We start from the raw sequence: 23,808 nt of genomic DNA, 5'->3' as shown, positions 1-23,808 counted from the left end.
TCTTAGAAATAAAATAGTTAAATGCATTTGTACAATAAAATCAAGCACTTTTTTTGAAAAAATAGTAAAATAAAGTAAAGTATATTCAAAATTTTCAGAAAAAGGAACGAAGCTTGAAGGGAAATAAAGAGAGAAAAGAACAGTTGAAATGGTTGATAAAACGGATATTACTGCTGATTCCAGTGGCCTGTCTTCTCTTGTGGGTCTATACAGTTTGTCAAACGACTAGTATGAATGAAAAGACTAAGATTGGTGTCACCTATATGACCATGAATAATGAGTTCTATAAAAGTATTCATTCGGAAATTAGTCGAATTGCTGACGAGAGGGGAGCTCTGGTTTATGTCCGAGATCCAGAATTGGACGAAGAAAGACAGTGCCAACAAATCAATGATTTTTGCGCTCAAAAAGTCAATGTGATTGTGATTAATCCGGTCAAGGGGGATAGTCAACTAATTTTAAAGGCTCTTGAAAAAGCTAGAAAACAAGGGATTAAGATTATTGCAGTAGATACTCAGTTGAAGAATTTTAAGCCTGATGCTAGTATTGTATCCGATAACTACCAAGCAGGAGTATTGATTGCGAAAGAGCTGATGAAACGCTCTTCTAGTGCTCGGATACTCCTCTTGGAGCATAAAGGAACAATTTCAGCAGATACACGTATTCAGGGATTTAAGGATACTATCGAAGGACACGAATCTTATCAGATTGTCTCGGAACTAGAAACTAAGGGACAGACAGAAATTGCGATGCCAACTGTACGCAACTTCTTGCAACTAGAATTTAAAATCGATACCTTGGTTGCCTTAAATGACCGTTCAGCTATAGGAGCTTTAGCTGCTATTAAGGAGAAAGGAATTAGCTACCCCATTGCGATTTATGGAATTGATGGTTCACCAGATATGAAATCTTTATTGCATTCAACAGATGATGTTGTGGGAACAGTTGCTCAGTCTCCTTTGCAGATGGGAGATCGCGTGATGGAAGTCATTCAGGATATTGTTGATGGGAAGAGCTACTCTGAAGAGGTAACTATTCCAGTTCAAATGATGACAAAGGAAAACATCGATCGATTCGATGTGAATGGGTGGCAGTGATGAGAAAATTTAGAGGTGTGCGATACAGTTTGACCCTCCTGATGATCGTGAATTTTATTGCAGTCATGCTCAATAGTATTATCTATCTTCAAGCAACCAACTATATCATCGTCCAACGACAAGCTTCTTTGTTAGTAGAACGCTTAGATCGCGTTCCTTTTGCGCCTTCTCTGACCTTTTGGTTGTCTGCGCTCTTATTTGCTGGGATTGCCTTGATATCGATGGCTCGTTATCGTCCTCAAACGAGCCGATGGTCTATCTTTGATAAACGAAATATTCTAGAGATTCTCCTGATGTTGCTCTTGATGTGGGTTCAAAATATAGCTTATAATGGGATTATTCTCTTGGTTTTTGCGGATATTTTCTATGGTTCTAAAGAGTTGAATACTAAACGAGATCGCAAGTATTGGTTTGCGTTTATACTAGTGAGTTTCCTGATGCTTCTTGTGACCAACTCAGACGTCTTTTCACTTTTCTTTCCGATTCCGTCCTTGGATACGTATATTCAGTTTTATCCGTCCTCCCTCCGAATTTTGGCCTTTTTTCTGAAGAATTCTCTATATGCCTCAAATTTGGTGTTCTTCATTATTTCGCTTTTGTTTTATATTATGAATGTCCTTGCGGAGAACCACGAAGTGGAAGAGGAATTGGCCATGGTATCCAAAGTTAATACGGAGTTGAACAACTATATGGCCTTATCTGAGAAAATTGCAGAGGATCGGGAGCGTAAGCGGATTGCTCGTGAGATTCACGATACCTTGGGGCATGCGTTAACAGGAATCTCAGCTGGTTTAGATGCAGTTGGAGTCTTGATTGATATCGATCCTAATCGGGCAAAAGAACAGGTGAAAAATGTGTCAGAAGTCGTCCGCGAAGGGATTCAAGATGTGAGAGGCTCTCTCAATCGCCTTCGGCCAGGAGCTCTTGAGGGACGAACTCTCAAAGATGCTTTAGAAAAAATGATTCATGAGTATCAGAATCTTTCAAATTTACAGGTTGATTTAATCTATGAATGGGTTGATGTCGATATGGACGTCATGATTGAAGATACGATTTTTCGTGTGATTCAAGAGTCTATGACCAATGCGGTTCGTCACGGCCATGCTAGTCTAATGGAACTTCATTTTTTTGAGGATGAAGCAGATTACATGATAGAGTTGCAGGACAATGGAGTTGGCTTTGAAACCTTGACCTATGGATATGGGCTCAAGCAGATGATGGAGCGTATTTCTATCCTAGGAGGACAACTTCAATTTGAAAGTCGCGATGGATTTTTCACACGAGTCAGTTTACCGAAATAAAAAGAAGGGAGATAAGAGATGGTGATAAAAGTAATGGTGGCAGATGACCAGTCTTTGATTCGAGAATCTCTGAAAATTATTTTGTCAGCTCACTCCGATATCGAAGTGGTAGCAACAGTAGAAGATGGGAATCATGTCTTGTCGAGCATTCCACAAACTCATCCTGATCTGATTTTGATGGATATTCGTATGCCAGGTATGGATGGAGTTTTGGCTACAAAAGAAGTTAAAGAGCATTATCCAGATATCAAAATTATCATTTTAACGACCTTTGATGATGATGAATTTATCTATAGTGCGCTCAAATATGGTGCTTCAGGATATCTCTTAAAAGGGACCTCGACAGACGAGCTCTATGAAGCGATTAAAGTGGTGTATCAGGGTGGAGCTATGATTAACCCAAATATCGCTAGCAAAGTCTTTCAAATTTTCTCACAGATGGCTAAATCCAACTTTTCTATTACTGTGGATGAAGATAATGTCAAAGATTTAAGCACTACGGAATGGCGAATTATTCAAGAAATTGGTTATGGCGAGTCTAACAAAGAAATTGCGGCCAAACTTTTCTTGTCAGAAGGAACCGTGCGCAATTACTTATCAACGATTTTGGCAAAATTAAACCTACGGGATCGAACGCAATTAGCGATTTGGTCAGTCCAAACAGGAGTGACCAGACGCGATTTTTCAAAAGGGAATACGGAATGAAATTAAAGCGAAAGTATCTTTATTTTGGGATTGGGCTCCTTATCATGCTCTGTGTAAGTGCAGGGATTTATTGGTGGAAACAGCAACCAACCGTGCTTCATATAGGAGTTTATGCAGGTTCTAGTTGGGATGTACCAACCAGTCAACGTTCGCATGCTTTGGATCGAGCAATTGAAAAATTTGAAAAATCCCATCCCAATGTCCGTGTGGAGTATGAAAATGGGATTCCACAGTCTGAATATTCAAACTGGCTCTCAGAAAAAATTGTTTCAGGAAAGACACCGGATGTCTTTATGGTCTCTGAACAAGATATTTCTTTATTAGCAGCGCGTGGCGTTTTAGAAAATTTGAATGGTTATATGAGTCAAAAAGATCAGACTACTTTTTATACCGCTGCATTTGAATCCTGTGTCTATCAGGAACAACCTTATGCCTTACCTTACGAAAGCAATCCTATCTTAATGTGTGTCAATAAAGATTTGCTGGATAAGGAAGGCATTGAGGTTCCCAAAGAAGGTTGGAGCTTGGAAGAGTTCTATACAATTTGTAAAAAACTAACCAAAGATACCAATGGAGATGGGCAATTGGACCAATTTGGGAGTACAGAATACACCTGGAAAGAAGCTTTGGCAGCAAATGGAGGCAGTCTCTTTCAAGGAGGGATGCTCAAGCTCACAGCTCCAGAAGTCAAAGAATCTTTGACTTTTCTGCAAAAATTGGAAGAGTTAAATAAAAATTATAAGGTGAGTTCCAAAGATTTTGACCAGGGGAAAGTAGCGTTTTACCCCATGACTCTGGCTCAATATAGGACTTATAAACCTTATCCCTATCATGTTTCCAAATATTCAAACTTCACCTGGACCTGTATTCCTATGCCAGCTAAGTCAAAAACCACCAAGGCGACCTTGGTTACGACGACTTCTTTTGCCATGTCTGCTCGGACTCCTCATTCAAAGTTGGCTTGGGAGTTGATGCAAGTGTTGACAGAGGATCCAGAAATCCAACAAACTCTTTTTGCTGAATCTCAAGGGATTTCTGTCATACCTGATGTAGTCAAGAGTCGTTCTAGTAAAGATCTTCTGCAAGTGGATGATTTTGGGGCGGATTCCTTAACCAATCAGACCTTGAACCGAATCATGGAACAAGCTGTTGAAAGTAGTCCCAAGAATGTCTCGAAAGAAGTGTTAGAAAAGCTAGACTACTTGATTGGCAATGCCTTGCGCAATCAAGATGTTGAGAACCGCCTGCCGCAAATTCAAAGGGAGATTGAAAGTAGTCTTCAGGTAGGATTTTAAAGAAAAAAAGATGACATCGTGTCAAGTGACAGATGTCATTTTTTTATTGCTAAATGTCATGTTTATAATGTGACATTTGACAATATAAAAACGCTTTCAAATAATCTACAATAGACTCAAATAAAGGAGGCGTAGCAAAATGAAATACCTCATTTTAGTCAGTCATGGAGGATTGGCAGAAGGCCTAAAAACATCACTAGCTATGTTTGCTGGTGATAAGATGAATCAGGTCATCGCAGTTGGACTCAAAGAAGGAAAATCGATTGATGATTTTGCAGTTGAATTTAGAGAAAGCATTTCAGAATTGACAGCAGATGATTCTGTGCTGGTCTTGGCAGATATTGTAGGTGGTAGTCCATTAACCACGGCAGCCACTGTCCTAGAAGAAGCTGGAAAGCTAGATGGAGCTTTGATCCTTGGTGGGATGAACCTCACCATGGCCTTGACAGCAGTTGTGATGAAGGATGTGTTGGATGGAGAGGATTTGTCAGCCACCATCTTATCAGAAGCACAATCTGCACTACAGCCTTTTGAAGTTTCAGCCACTAGTGCTGAAGAAGATGATGACGATATTTAATAGGGAGGTACCTTATGGTAGTAACATTTGTACGGATTGATGACCGCATGATTCACGGTCAAACAGTCACACGTTGGGCAAAGGAAAAACCATGTGATGGTTTAATTGCCGTAAACGATGCAGCAGCATCAAACAAGGTTTTAATTCAAGCATACAAGGGTGCGTCAGACAAGAAAACCTTTGTATGGACAAAAGAAGCCTTTAAAGAAAAATCAGCAAAAGTCACGGAATCTGACAGTCGGTATTTCTTGATTACCAAAAACCCAATCGATATGAAGGAAATTTTGGTGGATCAAGGTTTTGTTCCAGGGGATGTTAAAGAAATCATCGTAGGCCCTGCAAATGATCGTCCTGGTGCAGTGAAATTGGGTAATAACCAATCCATCACACAGGAAGAAGCAGAAGCCTTCCAAGCCATTCAAGCAGCAGGCTATAAGGTGAAATTCCAGTTGTTGCCTGATGTTTCGATTGGTTACTGGGATGATTTCAAATCTAAATTTGGTTTTTAAACCTAACAATTTTATTAATTAGGTAAATAAATTTACAAACAAAAAGGAGCGTTTGTTATGACAATTTCATGGATTCAAGCAATCTTGCTTGCAGTTTTCGCCAGCTTGTCTTCAATGCCTGGTATGGGAGGTTCCAGTATCGGGAACTATACACTCGGTCGTCCCTTGATTGGTGGGTTGATCTCAGGTTTAATTCTTGGAGATGTGACAACCGGTATTATGGTAGGGGTTGCCCTTCAAGTCGTTTATATCGCCTTGGTAACACCTGGTGGAACCGTATCTGCGGATGTTCGTGCCATTTCTTATATCGGTGTTCCTCTTGCTATCTTGTTTGTGCATGCAAATCACATCACAGACGAAGCTGGAATTGCAGCAGCTGCAGCCCCAATCGGTGCGGCCGTTGGGACAATCGGTACTGTTCTTTTCTACGGAACAGCTACCATGAACTTGCTTTGGCAACACATTGGTTGGAAAGCCGTTGAAGAAGGAAACTTCAAAAAACTCTACGCAGTTGACTGGGTTTACCCATGGATCTCTCACTTCCTCTTCTCTTTCCTTCCAACTATGATTATCACTAAATATGGTGAAAACATGGTTGATTTGATGAAACTTTACCTTCCTATGGATGGTTTCTGGATGAAAGCTCTCTTTACAGTCGGAGCTCTTCTCCCATGTGTCGGTATTGCTATCTTGTTGAAACAAATTGTTACAAAAGCAACTGACTTCATTCCATTCTTTGTTGGATTTACCTTGGCTAAATCTCTCGGCTTGAACTTGGTAGCGAGTGCGGTTGTTTCATTGATCTTTGCAGTAATCTACTATGAACTTGAAGTAATCAAATCTATGAAAGCTGTTCCAGCTGGGGCTGTTTACGTAGACGATGATGAGGAGGATATTTAAAATGGCTGATAGAAAGAAAATTTCAAAGAAAACATTAGCAAAAGCATTTCATCATTGGTATTATGGTCATTTGACTTGTTTCTCTCAAGAACACATGCAAACCTTTGGGTACTTGACTTCTATGCTTCCAATCGTAGAAGAAATGTATGATACAAAAGAAGAACAAAAAGATGCTATGCAAACCTATACTGCTTTCTTCAATACTGAACCGCAACTTGGATCTCTTGTTGTAGGGATTACAGCTGGTTTGGAAGAAGCACGTGCAAATGGAGATGCAGTAGATGGTGAAACCATCAATGGGATGCGTGCCGGTTTGATGGGACCAATCGCTGGTATTGGTGACTCTTTGATCGTTGGTACCTTGATTCCAGTTCTTTTGGGGATTGCACTTGGTCTTTCTAAAGGTGGTAACGTCGCTGGTGCTATCTTCTACATCGTCGTATGGAACTTCCTAGTCTACTTTGGTATGCGCTTTGCCTTCTTCAAAGGATATCAATTAGGGGATAAAGCCGTTGAATTCCTAGTAGGACCAAAAGGACAAGCTCTTCGTAAAGCAATCAGCGTTGTCGGTGGTATGGTTATTGGTGCCGTAGCAGCGACTTGGGTCTCTGTTACAACAGCACTCGAATTTAAAAATGCTAACGGAGAAGCCTTCCTTAAAATTCAAGAAAAGATTGATGGTGTTTATCCAGGTCTCTTGACAGCAACCTTCATCACTATTTGCTGGTGGTTGATGTCTAAGAAAAAAGTTTCACCAAACAAAGTCATGTTAATTCTAGTTGTTGTTGCCTTAATTGGTGTTGCTCTAGGTATCTTTGACCCACATCTTAATTACTAAGGTCAAGAGAACCCAATATTTACTAGTAAAAATTTTGAGAATGAAGTAGATTAACCTCCTTCTCTTACACTTCATTCTCAATTTTTATCAGGAGGATTTTCATGGTTACAAAACAAGAACTTGTTAATGGATATGAAACAGAAATTAAGTATCAACGCCACATGCTTGAAAATTTGGGTCGTTGGTTCAGTTTGCTCTTTATCACTGCTAGTATTGGTGTGGTATTGATTTATCTTTTTCATAAAACCTTCCTCCCACTCTTAATTTTCGGAATTTTACTTGCCTTGATTGGAATATTAGGAATGGTGGTTTTTGGATATGGTATCTACCGCGGGCGGATCAATCTCCAAAAGGTTATCGATGATTTCAATCAAAAGTTGACGATTCTCAATTAATATTAAAGGAACATCTCTTTCATTTTTGAGGTGTTTTTTTCTTGACTATTTCTGACTAAGTGATACAATAGAACTATGGTTTAGCACTCGTATGCAAAGAGTGCTAATAATATGATTATCTTATGGAGGAAAGCAGATGTTGAAACCATTAGGAGACCGCGTGGTCTTGAAAATTGAAGAAAAAGAACAAACAGTTGGTGGCTTTGTCCTTGCAGGATCAGCCCAAGAAAAAACAAAAACAGCTAAAGTAGTAGCTATTGGACAAGGTGTTCGTACCTTGAGCGGTGAACTAGTTGCTCCAAGTGTAAAAGTTGGAGATCAAGTTTTAGTCGAAGCTCATGCGGGTATTGAAGTCAAAGATGGTGATGAAAAATATGTCATCGTTGGTGAGGCTAACATCTTAGCAATTGTGGAAGAATAATAGGAGGAAATAAGTATGTCAAAAGAGATTAAATTTTCATCTGATGCACGCTCAGCAATGGTCCGTGGCGTTGATATCCTAGCTGATACTGTTAAAGTGACCTTGGGACCTAAAGGACGTAACGTCGTTCTTGAAAAATCATTCGGTTCACCATTGATTACCAATGACGGTGTAACCATCGCTAAAGAAATCGAACTAGAAGACCATTTTGAAAATATGGGTGCCAAATTGGTGTCAGAAGTTGCTTCTAAAACCAATGATATCGCTGGTGACGGGACAACTACTGCAACAGTTTTGACCCAAGCTATTGTTCGTGAAGGGATCAAAAACGTTACAGCAGGAGCAAACCCAATCGGTATCCGTCGTGGGATTGAAGCAGCGGTTGCAACTGCTGTGGAAGCCTTGAAGAACAATGCCATTCCAGTATCAAGCAAGGAAGCTATTGCACAAGTCGCTGCCGTATCCTCTCGCTCTGAAAAAGTTGGTGAGTACATCTCTGAAGCTATGGAAAAAGTTGGCAAAGATGGAGTCATCACCATTGAAGAATCACGTGGTATGGAAACAGAGCTTGAAGTTGTAGAAGGAATGCAGTTTGACCGTGGTTATCTATCACAGTACATGGTCACTGACAATGAAAAAATGGTGGCAGACCTTGAAAATCCATATATTTTAATCACCGATAAGAAAATCTCAAATATCCAAGAAATCTTGCCACTTCTAGAAAGCATTCTTCAAAGTAGCCGTCCACTCTTGATCATTGCTGATGATGTTGACGGTGAAGCTCTTCCAACTCTTGTCTTGAACAAGATTCGAGGAACTTTCAACGTCGTTGCTGTTAAGGCTCCTGGCTTTGGGGACCGTCGTAAGGCTATGTTGGAAGATATCGCTATCTTGACAGGCGGAACTGTTATCACAGAAGATCTTGGTCTTGAATTGAAAGATGCTACTATTGAAGCGCTTGGTCAAGCAGCGAGAGTGACTGTAGATAAAGATAGTACTGTTATTGTAGAAGGTGCGGGAAATCCTGAAGCAATTGCTAACCGTGTCGCTGTTATCAAATCACAAATTGAAACAACAACTTCAGAATTCGACCGTGAAAAACTTCAAGAACGCTTGGCTAAATTGTCAGGTGGAGTAGCTGTTATCAAGGTTGGTGCTGCAACTGAAACTGAGTTGAAAGAAATGAAACTCCGTATCGAAGATGCTCTTAACGCGACTCGTGCAGCTGTTGAAGAAGGTATCGTTGCAGGTGGTGGTACTGCCCTTGTTAATGTTATCTCAGCTGTCGCTGCCTTGGAATTAGAAGGCGATGAAGCAACAGGTCGCAATATTGTTCTTCGTGCCTTAGAAGAGCCTGTACGTCAAATTGCCCACAACGCAGGTTATGAAGGTTCAATTGTTATTGATCGTTTGAAAAATGCAGAACTTGGAACTGGCTTCAACGCTGCGACAGGTGAATGGGTCAATATGATTGAAGCAGGAATCATTGATCCTGTTAAGGTAAGCCGTTCAGCCCTTCAGAACGCAGCTTCAGTAGCAAGTCTCATCTTGACTACCGAAGCAGTTGTAGCTAACAAACCAGAACCAGTAGCCCCAGCTCCAGCAATGGATCCATCTATGATGGGTGGTTACTAAGAAATATAAAAAAACAGGTAGAAATCTTTATTTCTACCTGTTTCTTTTGAATCACTTAAAAAGAGGGAGATCAGCTTCCTCTTTTTTTATCTGAAAATGTTATGGTTTGATGACTTCAGCTCCACCCATGTATGGACGAAGAACTTCAGGAATAGTCACAGAACCATCTTCATTTTGATAGTTTTCAAGAATAGCAGCAACGGTACGTCCAACAGCAAGTCCAGAACCGTTCAAAGTGTGAAGGAGTTTCACTTTTCCATCTGCTTCATCACGGTAACGGATTTGGGCACGACGAGCTTGGAAATCTTCTGTATTTGAACAGCTTGAGATTTCACGATAAGTATTTTGTGCAGGAATCCACACTTCCAAGTCGTAAGTTTTTGCTGCTGAGAAGCCCATATCTCCTGTAGAGAGAGCTACCACACGGTATGGAAGGTTGAGTTTTTGAAGGATGTTTTCAGCGTTAGCTGTCATCTTTTCCAATTCTTCGTATGATTCTTCAGGTTTAGCAAATTTCACCATTTCAACCTTGTGGAATTGGTGCAAACGGATCAATCCACGAGTATCGCGACCAGCTGAACCAGCTTCAGAACGGAATGATGGACTCATCGCGGTAAAGTAGATTGGCAAGTCTTTTCCGTCAAGAATTTCATCACGGTAGTAGTTGGTCAGAGGAACCTCAGCTGTAGGAATGAGGACATAGTTCGTATCTTTCAATTCAAACGTATCTTCTTTGAATTTTGGATATTGACCAGTACCAAACATAGAATCATAGTTGACCATGTAAGGTGTGATGACTTCTGTATAGCCTTCTTTACCATGCTCATCCAACATAAAGTTGTAGATAGCACGTTCCAAACGAGCTCCAAGTCCTTTATAGAAGAGGAAGCGAGCGCCAGTGACTTTTCCACCACGTTCCCAGTCAAGAATACCGAGGTCTTCACCTAGATCCCAGTGAGCTTTTGGTTCAAAGCCAAACTCGCGAGGAGTTCCCCAACGGCGAACTTCTACGTTATCGTCTTCGTCAGCACCGATAGGAACACTATCAGCAGGGATGTTGGGAAGAGTTGTGGTAAATTCTGTCAATTTCGCATCGATCTCTGCCAATTCTGCATCCAGAGCTTTGACCTCGGCAGAGAGAGCTTGCATGGCAGCAATTTTATCGTCTGCATTTTCTTTGTTGCGTTTAGCTTGAGCAATCTCAGCAGAAACTGTATTACGTTCCGCTTTAAGCGTTTCAACCTTGACCAAGATATCACGACGTTTTGCATCGATTTCTTTCATCTCGTTCAAGATAGCAGCATCTACACCACGTGTAGCTAGTTTTTCTGCGACAGCATCAAAGTCTGTACGAATACGTTTGATATCTAACATATAAACTCCTTTATGAAAAAAGCACACCTGACAAAGCGTTGGAGTGGCAGGGCCACGGTTCCATCCAACTTCACAGGTGTGCACTTGATTCTGTATTTGATTTAAAACAACGGTAGAATTTCACCTATCTCTCCTATCTGCTCGCAGCATCCGCAGACTTTCTGGAAGAAGAGGATAACCTACTTATCCGTTTCTATGATTATACTAAACTTTCTATTTTTTTGCAAATAGATTTTTGATTTTACGACCGATGATTTGGACCAGGGTAGGAAGCTTAATGACCTTATCATTACCTAGTTTTTCACGAGCAATTTTAAGAATTTTTCCAGAATCTTTTGAGGCAAAGAGGAATTTTCCTTGGTCTGTAAAAACTTCAAAGTGACGACTAACCTTACGGCCCGAAACATTGGCTCCGATTTGATGAATGCTGGACCATGGGATTTGAATGTAATCTTCGACATTACGGTCTGCGTAAAATTCTAGTGCTTGATCTCCAACAAGGAATTTTCCGACCTTTCCTGAAATGGAAAGGTAGGAAGTTCCAGTGGTTTGTATGTCAACGACTTTGTTGAGGGATTGTGCCATGTTTAGTCTTCCTTACTTTCACCGAAAAATGCTTGGTAGAGAGCCTTGATGGCAGCTTTTTCTTGGTCTTTTTGAACAACGAACATGATAGAAACTTCGCTCGAACCTTGTGACATCATTTGGATGTTGATATTATTTTCAGACAAGGCACGAGTAGCTGTAGCAGTTACCCCGATATGGCGCTTCATTTTTTCTCCAACAATCATTATGATAGACAGGTCATGTTCGATTTCAGCGTGGTCAACTTCAGCTTTTTGAACAAGTTGACGAAGGATTTCTTCTTCTTTGATAGGAGTTAATTCTCGTGAACGTAAAATGATAGATAGGTCATCGATACCAGTTGGCATATGTTCCCAACCGATATTTAAGTCTTCAAGAATTTGAAGAACTTTACGACCAAACCCGATTTCACGGTTCATAAGGTACTTAGACATATTGATGCTGACAAAGCCAGAGTCACCTGCGATTCCTACTACTGGGAATTTATCACTACTATGTTGTAGTACGATACGAGTACCTGGATGGTCAGGGTTATTGGTGTTCTTGATAACCAAAGGAATTTTCCCGCGGTAGGCTGGCAAGAGAGCTTCGTCATGGAGCACAGAAAATCCAGCATAAGCCAATTCACGCATTTCACGGTAAGTCAATTCAGGAATTGAGTGTGGTTTGTGAATAATACCAGGGTGAGCCGCAAAAATCCCATTAACATCAGTAAAGTTCTCGTAAAGGTCTGCTTTGACACCGGCAGCAATGATAGAACCTGTGATATCAGATCCTCCACGGGAGAAGGTACAGATTTGGTTTTCTTTTGTGACACCGAAGAATCCAGGAATAACAAGGACTTCTGTGCCGTTATTGAGTTCCTCGATTTTATCATAGCTTGAAGGAATGATACGAGCGTTACCAGGTTCGCTTGTTACAACAATACCGGCTTCTCGTGGATGAACATAGCGTGCATCTAATCCATTTTGGTTGAAGTAAGCTGCGATTAGTTTAGCGTTATTATTTTCCCCTGCAGCGAGAAAAGTATCGTAAAGAAATTCGTTGTTTTCAATTGGAAGAGTAGCGAGTGCTCGGATACTTTTAGAGATTCGTTCTAAAACAGCTGGTTTAAGTCCTAGTTTGCTAACCATTGCAGCGTAACGGTCGATAATCCAGTTTTGACTAGCACTGATATCGTTTCCTGCCACATAGTCACGATAATATTTAATCAAAGCATCTGTAACCTTGGTATCTTCAGCATCACGCTTTCCTGGTGCAGATACAACTACAAAACGACGTTCAGGATCACTTTTTACAATGTCTAAAACCTTTTTCAACTGGCTTGCAGAGGCAAGTGAACTTCCTCCAAATTTTACAACTTTCATAAGAACTCCTAAGATAGTATTTTATACGATTATAGCAGAAAGGAGGTCTTTTTTCAATCTGCGATAGGAAAGCCAGCTTCTTGTAAGAGGTCTGGACATGATTATCTCAACCAAACTATTTTAAAGATAGAAAATATATTTACAAAATCGGCTGATACACTTTTTATCGATTTTTGCTTGTGTAAATAGAAATAAAAAGATATACTTTGAAGATAAAATAATTTAATCAGCTTTTTAAATTAAAGGAGTAGCTATGAATCATATTATCTTTCAAATTCAAGACGATTTAGCAACAATTACTTTAAATCGTCCCGAAGTGGCAAATGGTTTCCATATTCCTATGTGTGAAGAAATTTTAGAAGCACTGGAATTGGCTGAAAAGGATGATTCCGTTTCATTTATTCTTATCAATGCAGCAGGAAAGGTATTTTCTGTCGGTGGAGACTTGGTTGAGATGAAACGTGCTGTCGATGAGGATGATATTGCTTCACTTGCACGAATTGCTGAATTGGTTAATTCAATTTCTTATAAGATTAAACAGATTCCTAAGCCAGTCATCATGGAAGTTGACGGAGCAGTTGCTGGAGCCGCAGCAAATATGGCCTTAGCAGTTGATTTCTGTATTGCATCTGACAAAGCTAAATTCATCCAGGCTTTTGTAGGTGTGGGCTTAGCTCCTGATGCAGGTGGCTTATTCTTGCTTACACGATCTCTAGGTGCAACTCGAGCAACTCAATTAGCGATGACAGGCGAAGCTTTTACCGCTGAAAAAGCCTTTGAAGCAGGAGCATTGTATCGCCTATGCATTAGTGAACAATTAGAAAAAACTAGAGAACAATTGTTGAAGAAGTTGAGACGCGGTTCTTCAAATTCCTATGCTGCGATTAAGAAACTTGTTTGGGAAAGTGAGTTTAAACAGTGGCATGAATACGCTAAACTTGAATTAGAATTGCAAGAATCACTTTCTTACACAGAAGATTTTAAAGAAGGTGTACGTGCACATTCTGAGAGAAGACGTCCAAAATTTGTCGGGAAATAAAAAAATGCTTGCACAATTCTTTGAAGTTTGATATACTTTTCTAGTCAAATGTTTTGATTATAAAACTTTTTTTGGTAAGGAGGGAAGAGAAATGGACTACCAACAAGTCAATGACTATTTAACATCAATTTTTAACAACGTCCTAGTGATCGAGGAAGTAAGTTTGCGAGGTAGTCGTTTCAAAGATATCTCTATCAAAGAAATGCATACGATTGATGTTATCGGTAAGTATCCAGAAGTGACTCCTAGTCAAGTTTCCAAAGAGTTGATGGTAACACTAGGGACTGTGACAACGAGCTTAAACAATCTGGAGCGAAAAGGATACATCGAACGGATTCGTTCAGATCAGGATCGTCGTGTAGTACATCTTCATTTGACAAAGAAAGGTCGCCTTGTACATCGTCTCCATAAACGTTTCCATAAGGCCATGGTCGAAAGAATTATCGAAGGAATGAGCCCTGAGGAAATGGATGTTATGGGTAGAGGGTTGACTAATCTTTATCACTTTTTGGAGGATTTGAAATAATGGCTTTTGCAAAAATAAGCCAGGTCGCTCATTATGCTCCAGAGCAGATTGTCACAAACGAGGACTTGGCTCAGGTCATGGATACGAGTGATGAATGGATTTCAAGTCGGACAGGGATTAAAGAACGTCATATTTCTAAGACAGAATCAACAGGAGATTTAGCGACAGAGGTTGCAAGGCAACTTCTAGAGAAGGCAAGGATTTCTGCTGAAGAGCTAGATTTCATTATTCTGGCTACTATGACACCTGACTCGATGATGCCTTCAACAGCTGCCCGTGTTCAGGCCAAAATCGGCGCTCATAAGGCTTTTGCTTATGATTTAACAGCCGCTTGTAGTGGATTTGTCTTCGCCTTATCAACTGCAGAAAAGTTCATTTCTTCAGGAACATATCGAAAAGGTCTTGTTATCGGTAGTGAGACCATGTCAAAATCTTTGGACTGGTCTGACCGCTCAACAGCTGTCTTGTTTGGAGATGGAGCTGGCGGAGTGCTACTTGAGGCAAGTGATCAAGAACATTTCTTAGCAGAAAGTCTCAATAGCGATGGTTCTCGTGGTGAGTGTCTCACCTATGGAAAGACAGGATTGATTTCACCATTTTCGATTCAAGAAGAACCAGATGTTTTCTTAAAAATGGATGGGAGAGCAGTTTTTGACTTTGCAATTCGAGACGTGGCTAAATCTATTAAACAGACCATCGAAAAAAGTCCAATATCAGCAGATGAACTCGATTATCTCTTGCTTCATCAAGCTAATATTCGCATTTTGGAAAAGATGGCTAGAAAAATCGGTGTCGATCGTGACAAACTTCCTGCTAATATGATGAAGTATGGAAATACCAGTGCGGCAAGTATCCCGATTTTACTTTCTGAGTGTGTAGAAGAAGGGCTCATCAATTTAGATGGTAGCCAAAAAATTCTTTTGTCAGGTTTCGGTGGAGGTTTGACATGGGGCACACTTATTGTTACAATTTAGGTAATCATGTGGTGATCACATTGTTATAAAAAAACTATTTATTTTAAAGGAGTCTATCATGGCAGTATTTGAAAAAGTACAAGAAATTATCGTTGAAGAACTTGGAAAAGATGCATCAGAAGTAACACTTGAATCTACTTTTGATGATTTGGATGCAGATTCATTGGACTTGTTCCAAGTTATCTCAGAAATCGAAGATGCTTTTGATATCCAAATCGAAGCTGAAGATAACTTGAAAACAGTTGGTGACTTGGTTGCTTACGTTGAAGAGCAAACAAAATAATTAGAATAAATAAAGAAGGAGTAGGGGAGACCCGCTCCCTCTTGTTTAGGTAATAGTTTGATCGTCAAATTATAATAAAGTCGAACTATTACGTAAGCAAGATTTATGGAGGCAATATGAAAACACGTATCACTGAACTATTAAATATTAAATATCCTATCTTCCAAGGTGGAATGGCCTGGGTGGCAGATGGCGATTTGGCTGGAGCTGTTTCAAAAGCTGGTGGTCTCGGAATCATTGGTGGAGGAAACGCACCTAAAGAAGTTGTTAAAGCTAATATCGATAAGATTAAATCTTTAACAGATAAACCTTTTGGTGTTAACATTATGCTTCTGTCTCCATTTGTAGATGATATTGTTGACCTCGTTATTGAAGAAGGGGTTAAGGTAGTCACAACTGGTGCAGGAAATCCAAGCAAATACATGGAGCGATTCCATGATGCTGGAATTACCGTTATTCCTGTAGTTCCTAGTGTTGCATTGGCGAAACGCATGGAAAAAATCGGTGCAGATGCCGTCATTGCTGAAGGTATGGAAGCCGGCGGACATATTGGTAAATTAACAACTATGACCTTGGTACGTCAAGTTGCGGCGGCTGTTTCAATTCCTGTAATCGCTGCAGGTGGTATTGCAGACGGTGAGGGAGCTGCAGCTGGATTTATGCTTGGTGCAGAAGCTGTTCAAGTAGGAACTCGTTTTGTAGTTGCTAAGGAATCTAATGCTCATCCAAACTATAAAGCTAAGATTTTAAAAGCCCGTGATATTGATACAACGATTTCAGCACAACATTTTGGACACGCAGTTCGTGCCATCAAAAACCAATTGACTCGTGATTTCGAGCAAGCTGAAAAAGATGCCTTTAAACAAGAAAATCCAGACTTAGAAATCTTTGAACAAATGGGCGCTGGAGCCTTAGCTAAGGCTGTTGTCCATGGTGACGTGGATGGTGGTTCAGTAATGGCCGGTCAGATTGCAGGTTTGGTATCGAAAGAAGAAACTGTTGAAGAAATCTTAAAAGATATCTACTATGGTGCAGCTGAAAAGATTCAATCAGAAGCCGCTCGTTGGGCAGGAGTTACAAGAAATGACTAAAACAGCCTTTCTATTTGCAGGTCAAGGAGCCCAGTACCTTGGAATGGGACGTGAACTATACGACCAATATGCTATCGTAAAGGAAACAATCGACCAAGCTAGCCAGGTCTTAGGTTATGATCTTCGTGACTTGATTGATAACGATGAAACGAAGCTAAATCAGACTCGTTACACACAACCAGCTATTTTGGCTACATCCGTTTCCATTTACCGACTACTAAAGGAGAAGGGTTACCAACCAGATATGGTGGCAGGTCTGTCTCTTGGTGAATATTCTGCCCTCGTAGCTAGTGGTGCTTTGGATTTTGAGGATGCGGTGGCTCTAGTTGCTAAGCGTGGATCTTATATGGAAGATGCGGCACCTGCTGGGTCTGGTAAAATGGTAGCCGTACTCAATACTTCAGTTGAAGTTATTGAACAAGCTTGTCAAGAAGCTTCTCAACTTGGTGTTGTGACTCCAGCTAACTACAATACCCCAAGTCAAATTGTTATTGGTGGTGAGGTGGTTGCTGTAGATCGTGCAGTTGAACTTTTGCAGGAAGCGGGAGCAAAACGCTTGATTCCTCTAAATGTTTCTGGACCTTTCCATACAGCTTTATTGGAGCCTGCAAGTCAAAAATTAGCACAAGCCCTGACAGCAGTTGAATTTTCTGATTTTGCTTGTCCTCTTGTTGGAAATACAGAAGCAAAGGTCATGGAAAAAGAACGAATTGCAGAACTCTTGACTCGTCAAGTTAAGGAACCTGTTCGTTTTTATGAGAGCATTGCAGTCATGAAAGAAGCGGGAGTCACTCGTTTTATAGAGATTGGTCCTGGAAAAGTCTTGTCAGGATTCGTCAAAAAGATTGATAAAACTGCTCAACTTGCAAATGTTGAAGATCAAGCAAGTTTACAAGCACTCTTAGAAAATTAGATCAAAATAGTAGAAGTTCTGAAAGGAGAAAAATGAAACTAGAACAGAAAAATGTCTTTATTACAGGCTCAAGTCGAGGAATTGGTCTCGCCATTGCTCATAAATTTGCCAGCTTGGGAGCCAACGTTGTCTTGAATAGTCGTGGTGAAATCTCCGAGGAGCTTCTAAACGAGTTTAAACCATATGGGGTCAAGGTACTTGCTATTTCTGGTGATGTCTCAGACTTCACAGATGCAAAACGCATGGTGGATCAAGCGATTGAAGAACTAGGTTCAGTTGATGTCCTAGTGAATAATGCTGGGATTACTCAAGACACCCTCATGCTGAAGATGACAGAAGAAGATTTTGAGAAGGTCTTGAAAATCAATTTGACAGGTGCCTTCAATATGACACAAGCTGTTTTGAAACAGATGATAAAAGCACGTGAAGGTGCCATTATCAACATGTCGAGTGTTGTCGGTTTGATGGGAAATGTCGGTCAAGCAAACTACGCTGCTTCTAAAGCTGGTCTGATTGGATTTACTAAATCAGTAGCACGTGAAGTTGCCAATCGAAATGTTCGCGTCAATGCCATTGCTCCAGGAATGATCGAATCAGACATGACTGCGGTTCTATCTGATAAGGTGAAAGATGCTATGTTAGCACAAATTCCGATGAAACAATTTGGCCAAGCTGAGCAAGTCGCAGAGGTCACAGCCTTTCTTGCAAGTCAAGATTATCTAACGGGACAAGTCATTGCAATTGATGGTGGACTAACCATGCAATAAGAGTTAAAATAGAGGTATGAAAATGAAACTAAATCGAGTAGTAGTAACAGGTTATGGATTAACATCTCCAATCGGTAACACACCAGAAGAATTTTGGAACAGTCTTAAAAATGGAAACATTGGAATTGGTGAGATCACCAAATTCGATCACAGTGCTTTTGATGTTCATAATGCAGCAGAAATTAACGATTTTCCGTTTGACAAATACTTTGTAAAAAAGGATACCAATCGTTTCGATGATTATTCTTTATATGCCTTGTATGCAGCTCAAGAAGCGGTGAACAATGCAAATCTTGACGTAGAAGCGCTTGATAAAGATCGCTTTGGTGTCATTGTTGCATCAGGTATCGGTGGAATCAGAGAAATCGAAGATCAAGTCCTTCGACTTCACGAAAAAGGACCAAAACGTGTAAAACCATTGACACTTCCAAAAGCCTTGCCAAATATGGCAGCAGGAAATGTTGCTATGCGCTTTGGTGCAAATGGTATCTGTAAATCTATCAATACAGCTTGTGCTTCATCAAATGATGCTATCGGAGATGCCTTCCGTTCTATCAAGTTTGGTTTCCAAGATATCATGTTGGTTGGTGGTTCAGAATCATCTATTACTCCATTTGCGATTGCAGGTTTCCAAGCCTTAACAGCTCTTTCAACAACAGAAGATCCAACTCGTGCTTCTATTCCATTTGACAAAGACCGTAATGGATTTGTCATGGGTGAAGGATCAGGTATGTTGGTTCTTGAAAGCTTAGAGCACGCAGAAAAACGTGGAGCAACTATCCTTGCCGAAGTTGTTGGTTATGGTAACACTTGTGATGCTTACCACATGACTTCACCACATCCAGAAGGTCAAGGGGCTATTAAAGCTATCAAACTTGCCTTGGATGAAGCTGAGATTACACCAGACCAAGTAGCCTATGTCAATGCCCACGGTACATCAACTCCAGCTAATGAAAAAGGAGAAAGTGGAGCGATTGTAGCGGTTCTTGGTAAGGAAGTACCTGTATCTTCAACCAAGTCATTTACAGGACACTTACTCGGTGCGGCAGGTGCAGTTGAAGCCATTGCAACAATTGAAGCAATTCGTAACAACTATGTTCCAATGACAGCTGGAACAACAGAATTATCAGACTACATTGAAGCAAACGTCATTTATGGACAAGGAGTGGAACGTGAAATTCCTTATGCTATCTCAAATACCTTTGGATTTGGTGGACATAATGCAGTTCTTGCTTTCAAACGTTGGGAGAATAAGTAAAGATGAATTTAAAAGAAATCAAAGACTTGATGGCACAATTTGACCAGTCAAGCTTGAAAGAATTTTCTTATAAAAATGGAACGGATGAGTTGGTCTTCAGTAAGAATGAAACAAAACTTGTTGCAGAAACAAGTCCAACACCTCAACCTGTGGTTCCAGCAACTACACCTACAGTTGCACCACAAGTTCCAACTACAACGCCAGCTGCAGAAGCAGCTTCAGAATCAAGTGTTACTGAGTCTGTAGCTGAAGGAGACCTTGTAGAAAGTCCACTTGTCGGAGTTGCTTACTTGGCTGCCGGACCTGATAAACCTAATTTTGTTTCAGTTGGTGATACTGTTAAAAAAGGCCAAACCTTGGTTATCATTGAAGCCATGAAGGTCATGAACGAAATTCCAGCACCTAAAGATGGTGTCGTAACAGAAATTCTTGTTGCCAATGAAGAAATGGTTGAGTTCGGGAAAGGCTTGGTACGTATCAAATGATTGATATTCAAGGAATTAAAGAAGCTTTGCCCCACCGTTATCCCATGCTCTTAGTGGATCGTGTCTTGGAAGTCAGTGAAGATACAATTGTTGCTATTAAAAATGTAACGATTAACGAACCTTTCTTCAACGGACACTTTCCAGCCTACCCTGTAATGCCAGGTGTCTTGATCATGGAAGCTTTGGCACAAACAGCAGGTGTTTTGGAATTATCAAAACCTGAAAACAAAGGGAAGCTTGTTTTCTATGCTGGTATGGACAAAGTGAAATTTAAGAAACAAGTTGTTCCTGGTGATCAGCTTGTCATGACAGCAACTTTTGTCAAGCGTCGTGGCACAATCGCCGTAGTAGAAGCGAAGGCAGAAGTAGATGGTAAGCTTGCAGCAAGCGGTACTCTAACCTTTGCTATTGGAAACTAGGGAGGTTTTCCATGTTTCGTAAGATTTTAATTGCCAATCGTGGTGAAATCGCTGTTCGTATTATTCGTGCGGCACGAGAATTAGGAATTGCAACAGTCGCTGTTTATTCAACTGCTGACAAGGAAGCTCTCCACACGCTTTTGGCTGATGAGGCTATCTGTATCGGCCCTGGGAAGGCTACAGAATCTTATCTGAACATCAATGCCATCCTATCAGCTGCGGTATTGACTGAAGCTGAAGCTATTCACCCTGGATTTGGTTTCTTAAGTGAAAATTCCAAATTTGCAACTATGTGTGAAGAAGTTGGGATCAAATTTATCGGACCATCAGCTCGCGTCATGGATGTCATGGGAGATAAAATTAACGCCCGTGCTCAAATGATTAAGGCAAACGTGCCTGTCATTCCAGGATCAGATGGAGAGGTCCATACAGCAGAAGAGGCTCTTGCTATTGCTGAAAAAATTGGTTATCCAGTTATGCTGAAAGCTTCAGCTGGAGGTGGTGGAAAAGGGATTCGTAAGGTTGAAAAAGCAGAAGATCTCGTGTCAGCCTTTGAAACAGCCTCTAGTGAAGCCAAAGCCAACTTTGGTAATGGAGCTATGTACCTTGAGCGTGTGATTTATCCTGCTCGCCATATTGAAGTACAGATTCTTGCTGACCAAATGGGACATGTTATTCACCTTGGTGAGCGTGACTGTTCGCTTCAACGGAATAACCAAAAGGTTTTAGAAGAAAGTCCTTCGATTGCTATTGGAAAAACCCTTCGTAATGAAATTGGTGCTGCGGCAGTTCGTGCAGCGGAGTCTGTAGGCTACGAAAATGCTGGTACGATTGAATTCCTACTAGATGAAGCAAGTGGCAAATTCTACTTTATGGAGATGAATACGCGTGTCCAAGTGGAACACCCGGTAACCGAATTTGTTTCAGGTGTAGATATTGTCAAGGAACAAATCCGTATCGCAGCGGGTCAACCATTGACTTTGAAACAAGAAGACATTGTTCTAAAAGGACATTCCATTGAGTGCCGTATCAATGCAGAAAACCCAGCCTTTAATTTTGCACCAAGCCCAGGGAAGATTACCAATCTTTATCTACCAAGTGGTGGTGTGGGCTTGCGTGTTGACTCTGCAGTTTATCCTGGTTATAGCATTCCGCCATACTATGATAGTATGATTGCTAAAATTATTGTTCATGGTGAAAATCGATTTGATGCACTCATGAAAATGCAACGAGCTCTTTATGAACTCGAAATTGAAGGGGTTGTCACCAATGCTGATTTTCAGCTCGATTTGATTTCTGATCGTCGAGTGATAGCAGGAGACTACGATACTTCATTCTTGATGGAAACTTTCTTACCACACTATCAAGAAAAAGAATAATATAAAAAGAGTATGAGACTGAAAAGGGGGATGTATGGCTCTATTTAGTAAAAAAGATAAATATATACGAATTAATCCCAATCGTTCACTTAGAGAAAAGCCCCAAGCTAAACCTGAGGTTCCAGACGAACTCTTCTCAAAATGTCCAGGTTGTAAACACACCATTTACCAAAAAGATTTAGGGAGTGAGCGTATTTGTCCTCACTGTGGCTATACCTTCCGTATCTCAGCTCAAGAGCGTCTTTCTTTGACCATCGATATGGGAAGCTTCTTAGAGATGTTTACAGGAATTGAGACGCAGGATCCATTGGAATTTCCAGGCTACCAGAAAAAATTAGCCTCTATGCGTGAAAAAACAGGGCTTGATGAGGCTGTTGTTACAGGAACTGCTTTGATCAAGGGGGAAAAGGTAGCCCTCGGAATCATGGATTCCAACTTTATCATGGCGTCTATGGGAACGATCGTTGGTGAGAAAATCACCCGATTGTTTGAATATGCGACAGCTGAAAAATTACCAGTCGTCTTATTTACAGCATCTGGTGGAGCACGTATGCAAGAAGGAATCATGAGTTTGATGCAGATGGCTAAAATCTCTGCAGCAGTTAAACGTCATTCCAATGCAGGTCTCTTTTATCTGACTATCCTAACAGATCCAACAACCGGAGGTGTTACAGCTTCCTTTGCCATGGAAGGTGATATTATCTTGGCAGAGCCTCAAAGTTTGGTAGGATTTGCTGGACGTCGTGTCATTGAAAATACCGTAAGGGAAGATTTGCCAGAGGATTTCCAGAAGGCAGAGTTTTTGTTAGAACATGGATTTGTGGATGCGATTGTTAAACGGAGAGAATTGCCAGATATGATTGCTCGATTAGTAAGGTTACATAAGGGGGATTGTTGATGAATATTGCAAAAATCGTCAGAGAAGCACGTGAACAAACCCGCTTAACTGCCTTGGACTTCGCAACAGGAATATTTGATGACTTTGTAGAGCTACATGGTGATCGCTCTTTCCGAGATGATGGTGCTGTTATTGGTGGTATCGGTTGGTTGGGAGACCAGGCAGTAACTGTTGTTGGAATTCAAAAAGGTAAAAGCTTACAGGATAATCTTAACCGTAACTTTGGACAACCTCATCCTGAAGGTTATCGAAAAGCCCTTCGCTTGATGAAGCAGGCTGAAAAATTTGGCCGTCCTATTGTCACTTTTATCAACACTGCGGGTGCCTATCCTGGTGTCGGAGCAGAAGAGCGTGGGCAAGGTGAAGCTATTGCCCGTAACCTCATGGAGATGAGCGATCTTAAGGTGCCAATTATTGCCATTATTATCGGTGAAGGTGGCTCAGGAGGGGCTTTAGCTCTTGCAGTAGCTGACCGTGTTTGGATGTTAGAAAACTCGATCTATGCAGTTCTCAGTCCTGAAGGCTTTGCGTCTATTCTTTGGAAAGATGGCAGTCGTGCCATGGAAGCTGCAGAGTTGATGAAAATTACTTCTTTCGAATTGCTAGATATGAAAATTGTTGATAAGGTTATCTCTGAGGTAGGTCTATCAAGTAAAGATCTGATCAAGCAAGTCAAAGAACAACTCCGAGCAGAACTTGATGAACTTGGGAAACTGCCACTAGAGCAGCTCATTGAGGAACGTTACCAACGCTTTAGAAAATATTAAGAAATATAAA

27 protein-coding genes are annotated in these 23,808 nt (G+C 40.7%); 24 read left to right on the top strand and 3 right to left on the bottom strand.

What is annotated here, in order from left to right; translation table 11 throughout:
• Nucleotides 1–113 precede the first annotated feature (113 nt).
• The 11 genes from ACXYSN_RS04775 (at nt 114) to groL (ending at nt 9,673) form a co-directional block, all read left to right on the top strand.
• Entirely contained in the window at nt 114–1,097 is a 984-nt protein-coding gene (locus tag ACXYSN_RS04775; RefSeq protein ID WP_458636331.1) for a substrate-binding domain-containing protein, read from the top strand.
• On the top strand, nt 1,097–2,398 hold the full coding sequence (locus ACXYSN_RS04770) for a sensor histidine kinase (protein WP_458636330.1): 1,302 nt from the start codon (nt 1,097–1,099) through the stop codon (nt 2,396–2,398). Before ACXYSN_RS04775 ends, ACXYSN_RS04770 begins: the two co-directional genes overlap by 1 nt.
• A gap of 21 nt (nt 2,399–2,419) precedes the next feature.
• On the top strand, nt 2,420–3,103 hold the full coding sequence (locus ACXYSN_RS04765) for a response regulator transcription factor (RefSeq protein ID WP_025173290.1): 684 nt from the start codon (nt 2,420–2,422) through the stop codon (nt 3,101–3,103).
• A complete protein-coding gene (locus ACXYSN_RS04760; protein WP_458636329.1) occupies nt 3,100–4,398 on the top strand; it encodes an ABC transporter substrate-binding protein in 1,299 nt (432 codons plus the stop codon). The genes ACXYSN_RS04765 and ACXYSN_RS04760 overlap by 4 nt, the downstream gene beginning before the upstream one ends.
• A 139-nt stretch (nt 4,399–4,537) precedes the next feature.
• On the top strand, nt 4,538–4,975 hold the full coding sequence (locus tag ACXYSN_RS04755) for a PTS sugar transporter subunit IIA (RefSeq protein ID WP_458636328.1): 438 nt from the start codon (nt 4,538–4,540) through the stop codon (nt 4,973–4,975).
• A gap of 14 nt (nt 4,976–4,989) precedes the next feature.
• Nucleotides 4,990–5,484 (top strand): PTS system mannose/fructose/N-acetylgalactosamine-transporter subunit IIB, encoded by a 495-nt coding sequence (locus ACXYSN_RS04750; protein ID WP_000261775.1) that lies wholly within the window; start codon nt 4,990–4,992, stop codon nt 5,482–5,484.
• A 57-nt stretch (nt 5,485–5,541) separates the two neighbouring features.
• Nucleotides 5,542–6,384, top strand: a complete 843-nt coding sequence (locus ACXYSN_RS04745) for a PTS mannose/fructose/sorbose/N-acetylgalactosamine transporter subunit IIC (RefSeq protein ID WP_000156207.1) — start codon at nt 5,542–5,544, stop codon at nt 6,382–6,384.
• Entirely contained in the window at nt 6,368–7,222 is an 855-nt protein-coding gene (locus ACXYSN_RS04740) for a PTS system mannose/fructose/sorbose family transporter subunit IID (RefSeq protein WP_029689583.1), read from the top strand. The genes ACXYSN_RS04745 and ACXYSN_RS04740 overlap by 17 nt, the downstream gene beginning before the upstream one ends.
• A gap of 101 nt (nt 7,223–7,323) precedes the next feature.
• Entirely contained in the window at nt 7,324–7,617 is a 294-nt protein-coding gene (locus tag ACXYSN_RS04735; protein WP_000256768.1) for a hypothetical protein, read from the top strand.
• Between the two features lie 136 nt (nt 7,618–7,753).
• On the top strand, nt 7,754–8,038 hold the full coding sequence (gene groES, locus ACXYSN_RS04730; protein WP_000917314.1) for a co-chaperone GroES: 285 nt from the start codon (nt 7,754–7,756) through the stop codon (nt 8,036–8,038).
• A 15-nt stretch (nt 8,039–8,053) separates the two neighbouring features.
• A complete protein-coding gene (gene groL / locus ACXYSN_RS04725; RefSeq protein ID WP_373113726.1) occupies nt 8,054–9,673 on the top strand; it encodes a chaperonin GroEL in 1,620 nt (539 codons plus the stop codon).
• A 99-nt stretch (nt 9,674–9,772) separates the two neighbouring features.
• On the opposite strand, the gene serS is transcribed toward groL, so the two are convergent.
• The 3 genes from serS to ACXYSN_RS04710 form a co-directional block, all read right to left on the bottom strand.
• On the bottom strand, nt 9,773–11,047 hold the full coding sequence (gene serS / locus ACXYSN_RS04720; protein ID WP_458636327.1) for a serine--tRNA ligase: 1,275 nt from the start codon (nt 11,045–11,047) through the stop codon (nt 9,773–9,775).
• Between the two features lie 213 nt (nt 11,048–11,260).
• A complete protein-coding gene (locus tag ACXYSN_RS04715) occupies nt 11,261–11,632 on the bottom strand; it encodes a DUF956 family protein (protein WP_458636326.1) in 372 nt (123 codons plus the stop codon).
• Between the two features lie 2 nt (nt 11,633–11,634).
• A complete protein-coding gene (locus tag ACXYSN_RS04710; RefSeq protein ID WP_458636325.1) occupies nt 11,635–12,999 on the bottom strand; it encodes an aspartate kinase in 1,365 nt (454 codons plus the stop codon).
• A gap of 253 nt (nt 13,000–13,252) precedes the next feature.
• Here ACXYSN_RS04710 and ACXYSN_RS04705 point away from each other — a divergent pair, with 253 nt between their 5' ends.
• The 13 genes from ACXYSN_RS04705 to ACXYSN_RS04645 all read left to right on the top strand — a co-directional run bounded on the left by ACXYSN_RS04705 (nt 13,253) and on the right by ACXYSN_RS04645 (nt 23,798).
• On the top strand, nt 13,253–14,038 hold the full coding sequence (locus tag ACXYSN_RS04705; protein ID WP_458636324.1) for an enoyl-CoA hydratase: 786 nt from the start codon (nt 13,253–13,255) through the stop codon (nt 14,036–14,038).
• Between the two features lie 91 nt (nt 14,039–14,129).
• Nucleotides 14,130–14,564 carry a fatty acid biosynthesis transcriptional regulator FabT gene (fabT, locus tag ACXYSN_RS04700; RefSeq protein ID WP_006150311.1) on the top strand — a complete coding sequence of 145 codons (435 nt, stop codon included), beginning with the start codon at nt 14,130–14,132 and terminating at the stop codon, nt 14,562–14,564.
• A complete protein-coding gene (locus ACXYSN_RS04695) occupies nt 14,564–15,538 on the top strand; it encodes a beta-ketoacyl-ACP synthase III (protein ID WP_458636323.1) in 975 nt (324 codons plus the stop codon). The genes fabT and ACXYSN_RS04695 overlap by 1 nt, the downstream gene beginning before the upstream one ends.
• A gap of 58 nt (nt 15,539–15,596) precedes the next feature.
• On the top strand, nt 15,597–15,821 hold the full coding sequence (locus tag ACXYSN_RS04690) for an acyl carrier protein (RefSeq protein ID WP_000257840.1): 225 nt from the start codon (nt 15,597–15,599) through the stop codon (nt 15,819–15,821).
• Nucleotides 15,822–15,937: 116 nt separating this feature from the next.
• Nucleotides 15,938–16,912, top strand: coding sequence for an enoyl-[acyl-carrier-protein] reductase FabK (gene fabK, locus ACXYSN_RS04685; protein ID WP_006150194.1), 975 nt, complete (start codon nt 15,938–15,940; stop codon nt 16,910–16,912).
• A complete protein-coding gene (gene fabD / locus ACXYSN_RS04680) occupies nt 16,905–17,825 on the top strand; it encodes an ACP S-malonyltransferase (RefSeq protein WP_458636322.1) in 921 nt (306 codons plus the stop codon). Before fabK ends, fabD begins: the two co-directional genes overlap by 8 nt.
• A 32-nt stretch (nt 17,826–17,857) precedes the next feature.
• Nucleotides 17,858–18,592 (top strand): 3-oxoacyl-[acyl-carrier-protein] reductase, encoded by a 735-nt coding sequence (gene fabG, locus ACXYSN_RS04675; protein WP_458636321.1) that lies wholly within the window; start codon nt 17,858–17,860, stop codon nt 18,590–18,592.
• A 22-nt stretch (nt 18,593–18,614) separates the two neighbouring features.
• Entirely contained in the window at nt 18,615–19,850 is a 1,236-nt protein-coding gene (gene fabF / locus ACXYSN_RS04670; protein WP_458636409.1) for a beta-ketoacyl-ACP synthase II, read from the top strand.
• A gap of 2 nt (nt 19,851–19,852) precedes the next feature.
• A complete protein-coding gene (gene accB, locus ACXYSN_RS04665; RefSeq protein WP_458636320.1) occupies nt 19,853–20,335 on the top strand; it encodes an acetyl-CoA carboxylase biotin carboxyl carrier protein in 483 nt (160 codons plus the stop codon).
• A complete protein-coding gene (gene fabZ / locus ACXYSN_RS04660) occupies nt 20,332–20,754 on the top strand; it encodes a 3-hydroxyacyl-ACP dehydratase FabZ (RefSeq protein WP_006145014.1) in 423 nt (140 codons plus the stop codon). Before accB ends, fabZ begins: the two co-directional genes overlap by 4 nt.
• An 11-nt stretch (nt 20,755–20,765) precedes the next feature.
• On the top strand, nt 20,766–22,133 hold the full coding sequence (accC, locus tag ACXYSN_RS04655) for an acetyl-CoA carboxylase biotin carboxylase subunit (protein ID WP_458636319.1): 1,368 nt from the start codon (nt 20,766–20,768) through the stop codon (nt 22,131–22,133).
• Between the two features lie 34 nt (nt 22,134–22,167).
• Nucleotides 22,168–23,031: an acetyl-CoA carboxylase, carboxyltransferase subunit beta gene (gene accD, locus ACXYSN_RS04650; RefSeq protein ID WP_458636318.1), complete on the top strand. Its 864-nt coding sequence runs from the start codon at nt 22,168–22,170 to the stop codon at nt 23,029–23,031.
• On the top strand, nt 23,031–23,798 hold the full coding sequence (locus ACXYSN_RS04645; RefSeq protein ID WP_458636317.1) for an acetyl-CoA carboxylase carboxyl transferase subunit alpha: 768 nt from the start codon (nt 23,031–23,033) through the stop codon (nt 23,796–23,798). Before accD ends, ACXYSN_RS04645 begins: the two co-directional genes overlap by 1 nt.
• Nucleotides 23,799–23,808: the final 10 nt, after the last annotated feature.

The sequence above is a fragment of the Streptococcus sp. V869 genome, from assembly GCF_054353515.1.
The sequence above is the reverse complement of the archived record's forward strand: the minus strand, read 5'-3'. Positions and strand labels throughout refer to the sequence as shown.

Excerpts from the sequence above, each read along its gene's own strand:
- ACXYSN_RS04705 (WP_458636324.1), top strand. The coding sequence starts at position 13,253 with ATGAATCATATTATCTTTCAAATTCAAGACGATTTAGCAACAATTACT.
- fabF (WP_458636409.1), top strand. The coding sequence starts at position 18,615 with ATGAAACTAAATCGAGTAGTAGTAACAGGTTATGGATTAACATCTCCA.
- ACXYSN_RS04710 (WP_458636325.1), bottom strand. The coding sequence starts at position 12,999 with ATGAAAGTTGTAAAATTTGGAGGAAGTTCACTTGCCTCTGCAAGCCAG.
- ACXYSN_RS04690 (WP_000257840.1), top strand. The coding sequence starts at position 15,597 with ATGGCAGTATTTGAAAAAGTACAAGAAATTATCGTTGAAGAACTTGGA.
- ACXYSN_RS04745 (WP_000156207.1), top strand. The coding sequence starts at position 5,542 with ATGACAATTTCATGGATTCAAGCAATCTTGCTTGCAGTTTTCGCCAGC.
- fabD (WP_458636322.1), top strand. The coding sequence starts at position 16,905 with ATGACTAAAACAGCCTTTCTATTTGCAGGTCAAGGAGCCCAGTACCTT.
- fabZ (WP_006145014.1), top strand. The coding sequence starts at position 20,332 with ATGATTGATATTCAAGGAATTAAAGAAGCTTTGCCCCACCGTTATCCC.
- ACXYSN_RS04760 (WP_458636329.1), top strand. The coding sequence starts at position 3,100 with ATGAAATTAAAGCGAAAGTATCTTTATTTTGGGATTGGGCTCCTTATC.
- ACXYSN_RS04755 (WP_458636328.1), top strand. The coding sequence starts at position 4,538 with ATGAAATACCTCATTTTAGTCAGTCATGGAGGATTGGCAGAAGGCCTA.
- accB (WP_458636320.1), top strand. The coding sequence starts at position 19,853 with ATGAATTTAAAAGAAATCAAAGACTTGATGGCACAATTTGACCAGTCA.
- accC (WP_458636319.1), top strand. The coding sequence starts at position 20,766 with ATGTTTCGTAAGATTTTAATTGCCAATCGTGGTGAAATCGCTGTTCGT.
- ACXYSN_RS04695 (WP_458636323.1), top strand. The coding sequence starts at position 14,564 with ATGGCTTTTGCAAAAATAAGCCAGGTCGCTCATTATGCTCCAGAGCAG.
- groL (WP_373113726.1), top strand. The coding sequence starts at position 8,054 with ATGTCAAAAGAGATTAAATTTTCATCTGATGCACGCTCAGCAATGGTC.
- ACXYSN_RS04645 (WP_458636317.1), top strand. The coding sequence starts at position 23,031 with ATGAATATTGCAAAAATCGTCAGAGAAGCACGTGAACAAACCCGCTTA.
- ACXYSN_RS04750 (WP_000261775.1), top strand. The coding sequence starts at position 4,990 with ATGGTAGTAACATTTGTACGGATTGATGACCGCATGATTCACGGTCAA.
- groES (WP_000917314.1), top strand. The coding sequence starts at position 7,754 with ATGTTGAAACCATTAGGAGACCGCGTGGTCTTGAAAATTGAAGAAAAA.
- ACXYSN_RS04715 (WP_458636326.1), bottom strand. The coding sequence starts at position 11,632 with ATGGCACAATCCCTCAACAAAGTCGTTGACATACAAACCACTGGAACT.
- accD (WP_458636318.1), top strand. The coding sequence starts at position 22,168 with ATGGCTCTATTTAGTAAAAAAGATAAATATATACGAATTAATCCCAAT.
- ACXYSN_RS04770 (WP_458636330.1), top strand. The coding sequence starts at position 1,097 with ATGAGAAAATTTAGAGGTGTGCGATACAGTTTGACCCTCCTGATGATC.
- serS (WP_458636327.1), bottom strand. The coding sequence starts at position 11,047 with ATGTTAGATATCAAACGTATTCGTACAGACTTTGATGCTGTCGCAGAA.
- fabG (WP_458636321.1), top strand. The coding sequence starts at position 17,858 with ATGAAACTAGAACAGAAAAATGTCTTTATTACAGGCTCAAGTCGAGGA.
- ACXYSN_RS04740 (WP_029689583.1), top strand. The coding sequence starts at position 6,368 with ATGAGGAGGATATTTAAAATGGCTGATAGAAAGAAAATTTCAAAGAAA.
- fabK (WP_006150194.1), top strand. The coding sequence starts at position 15,938 with ATGAAAACACGTATCACTGAACTATTAAATATTAAATATCCTATCTTC.
- fabT (WP_006150311.1), top strand. The coding sequence starts at position 14,130 with ATGGACTACCAACAAGTCAATGACTATTTAACATCAATTTTTAACAAC.
- ACXYSN_RS04735 (WP_000256768.1), top strand. The coding sequence starts at position 7,324 with ATGGTTACAAAACAAGAACTTGTTAATGGATATGAAACAGAAATTAAG.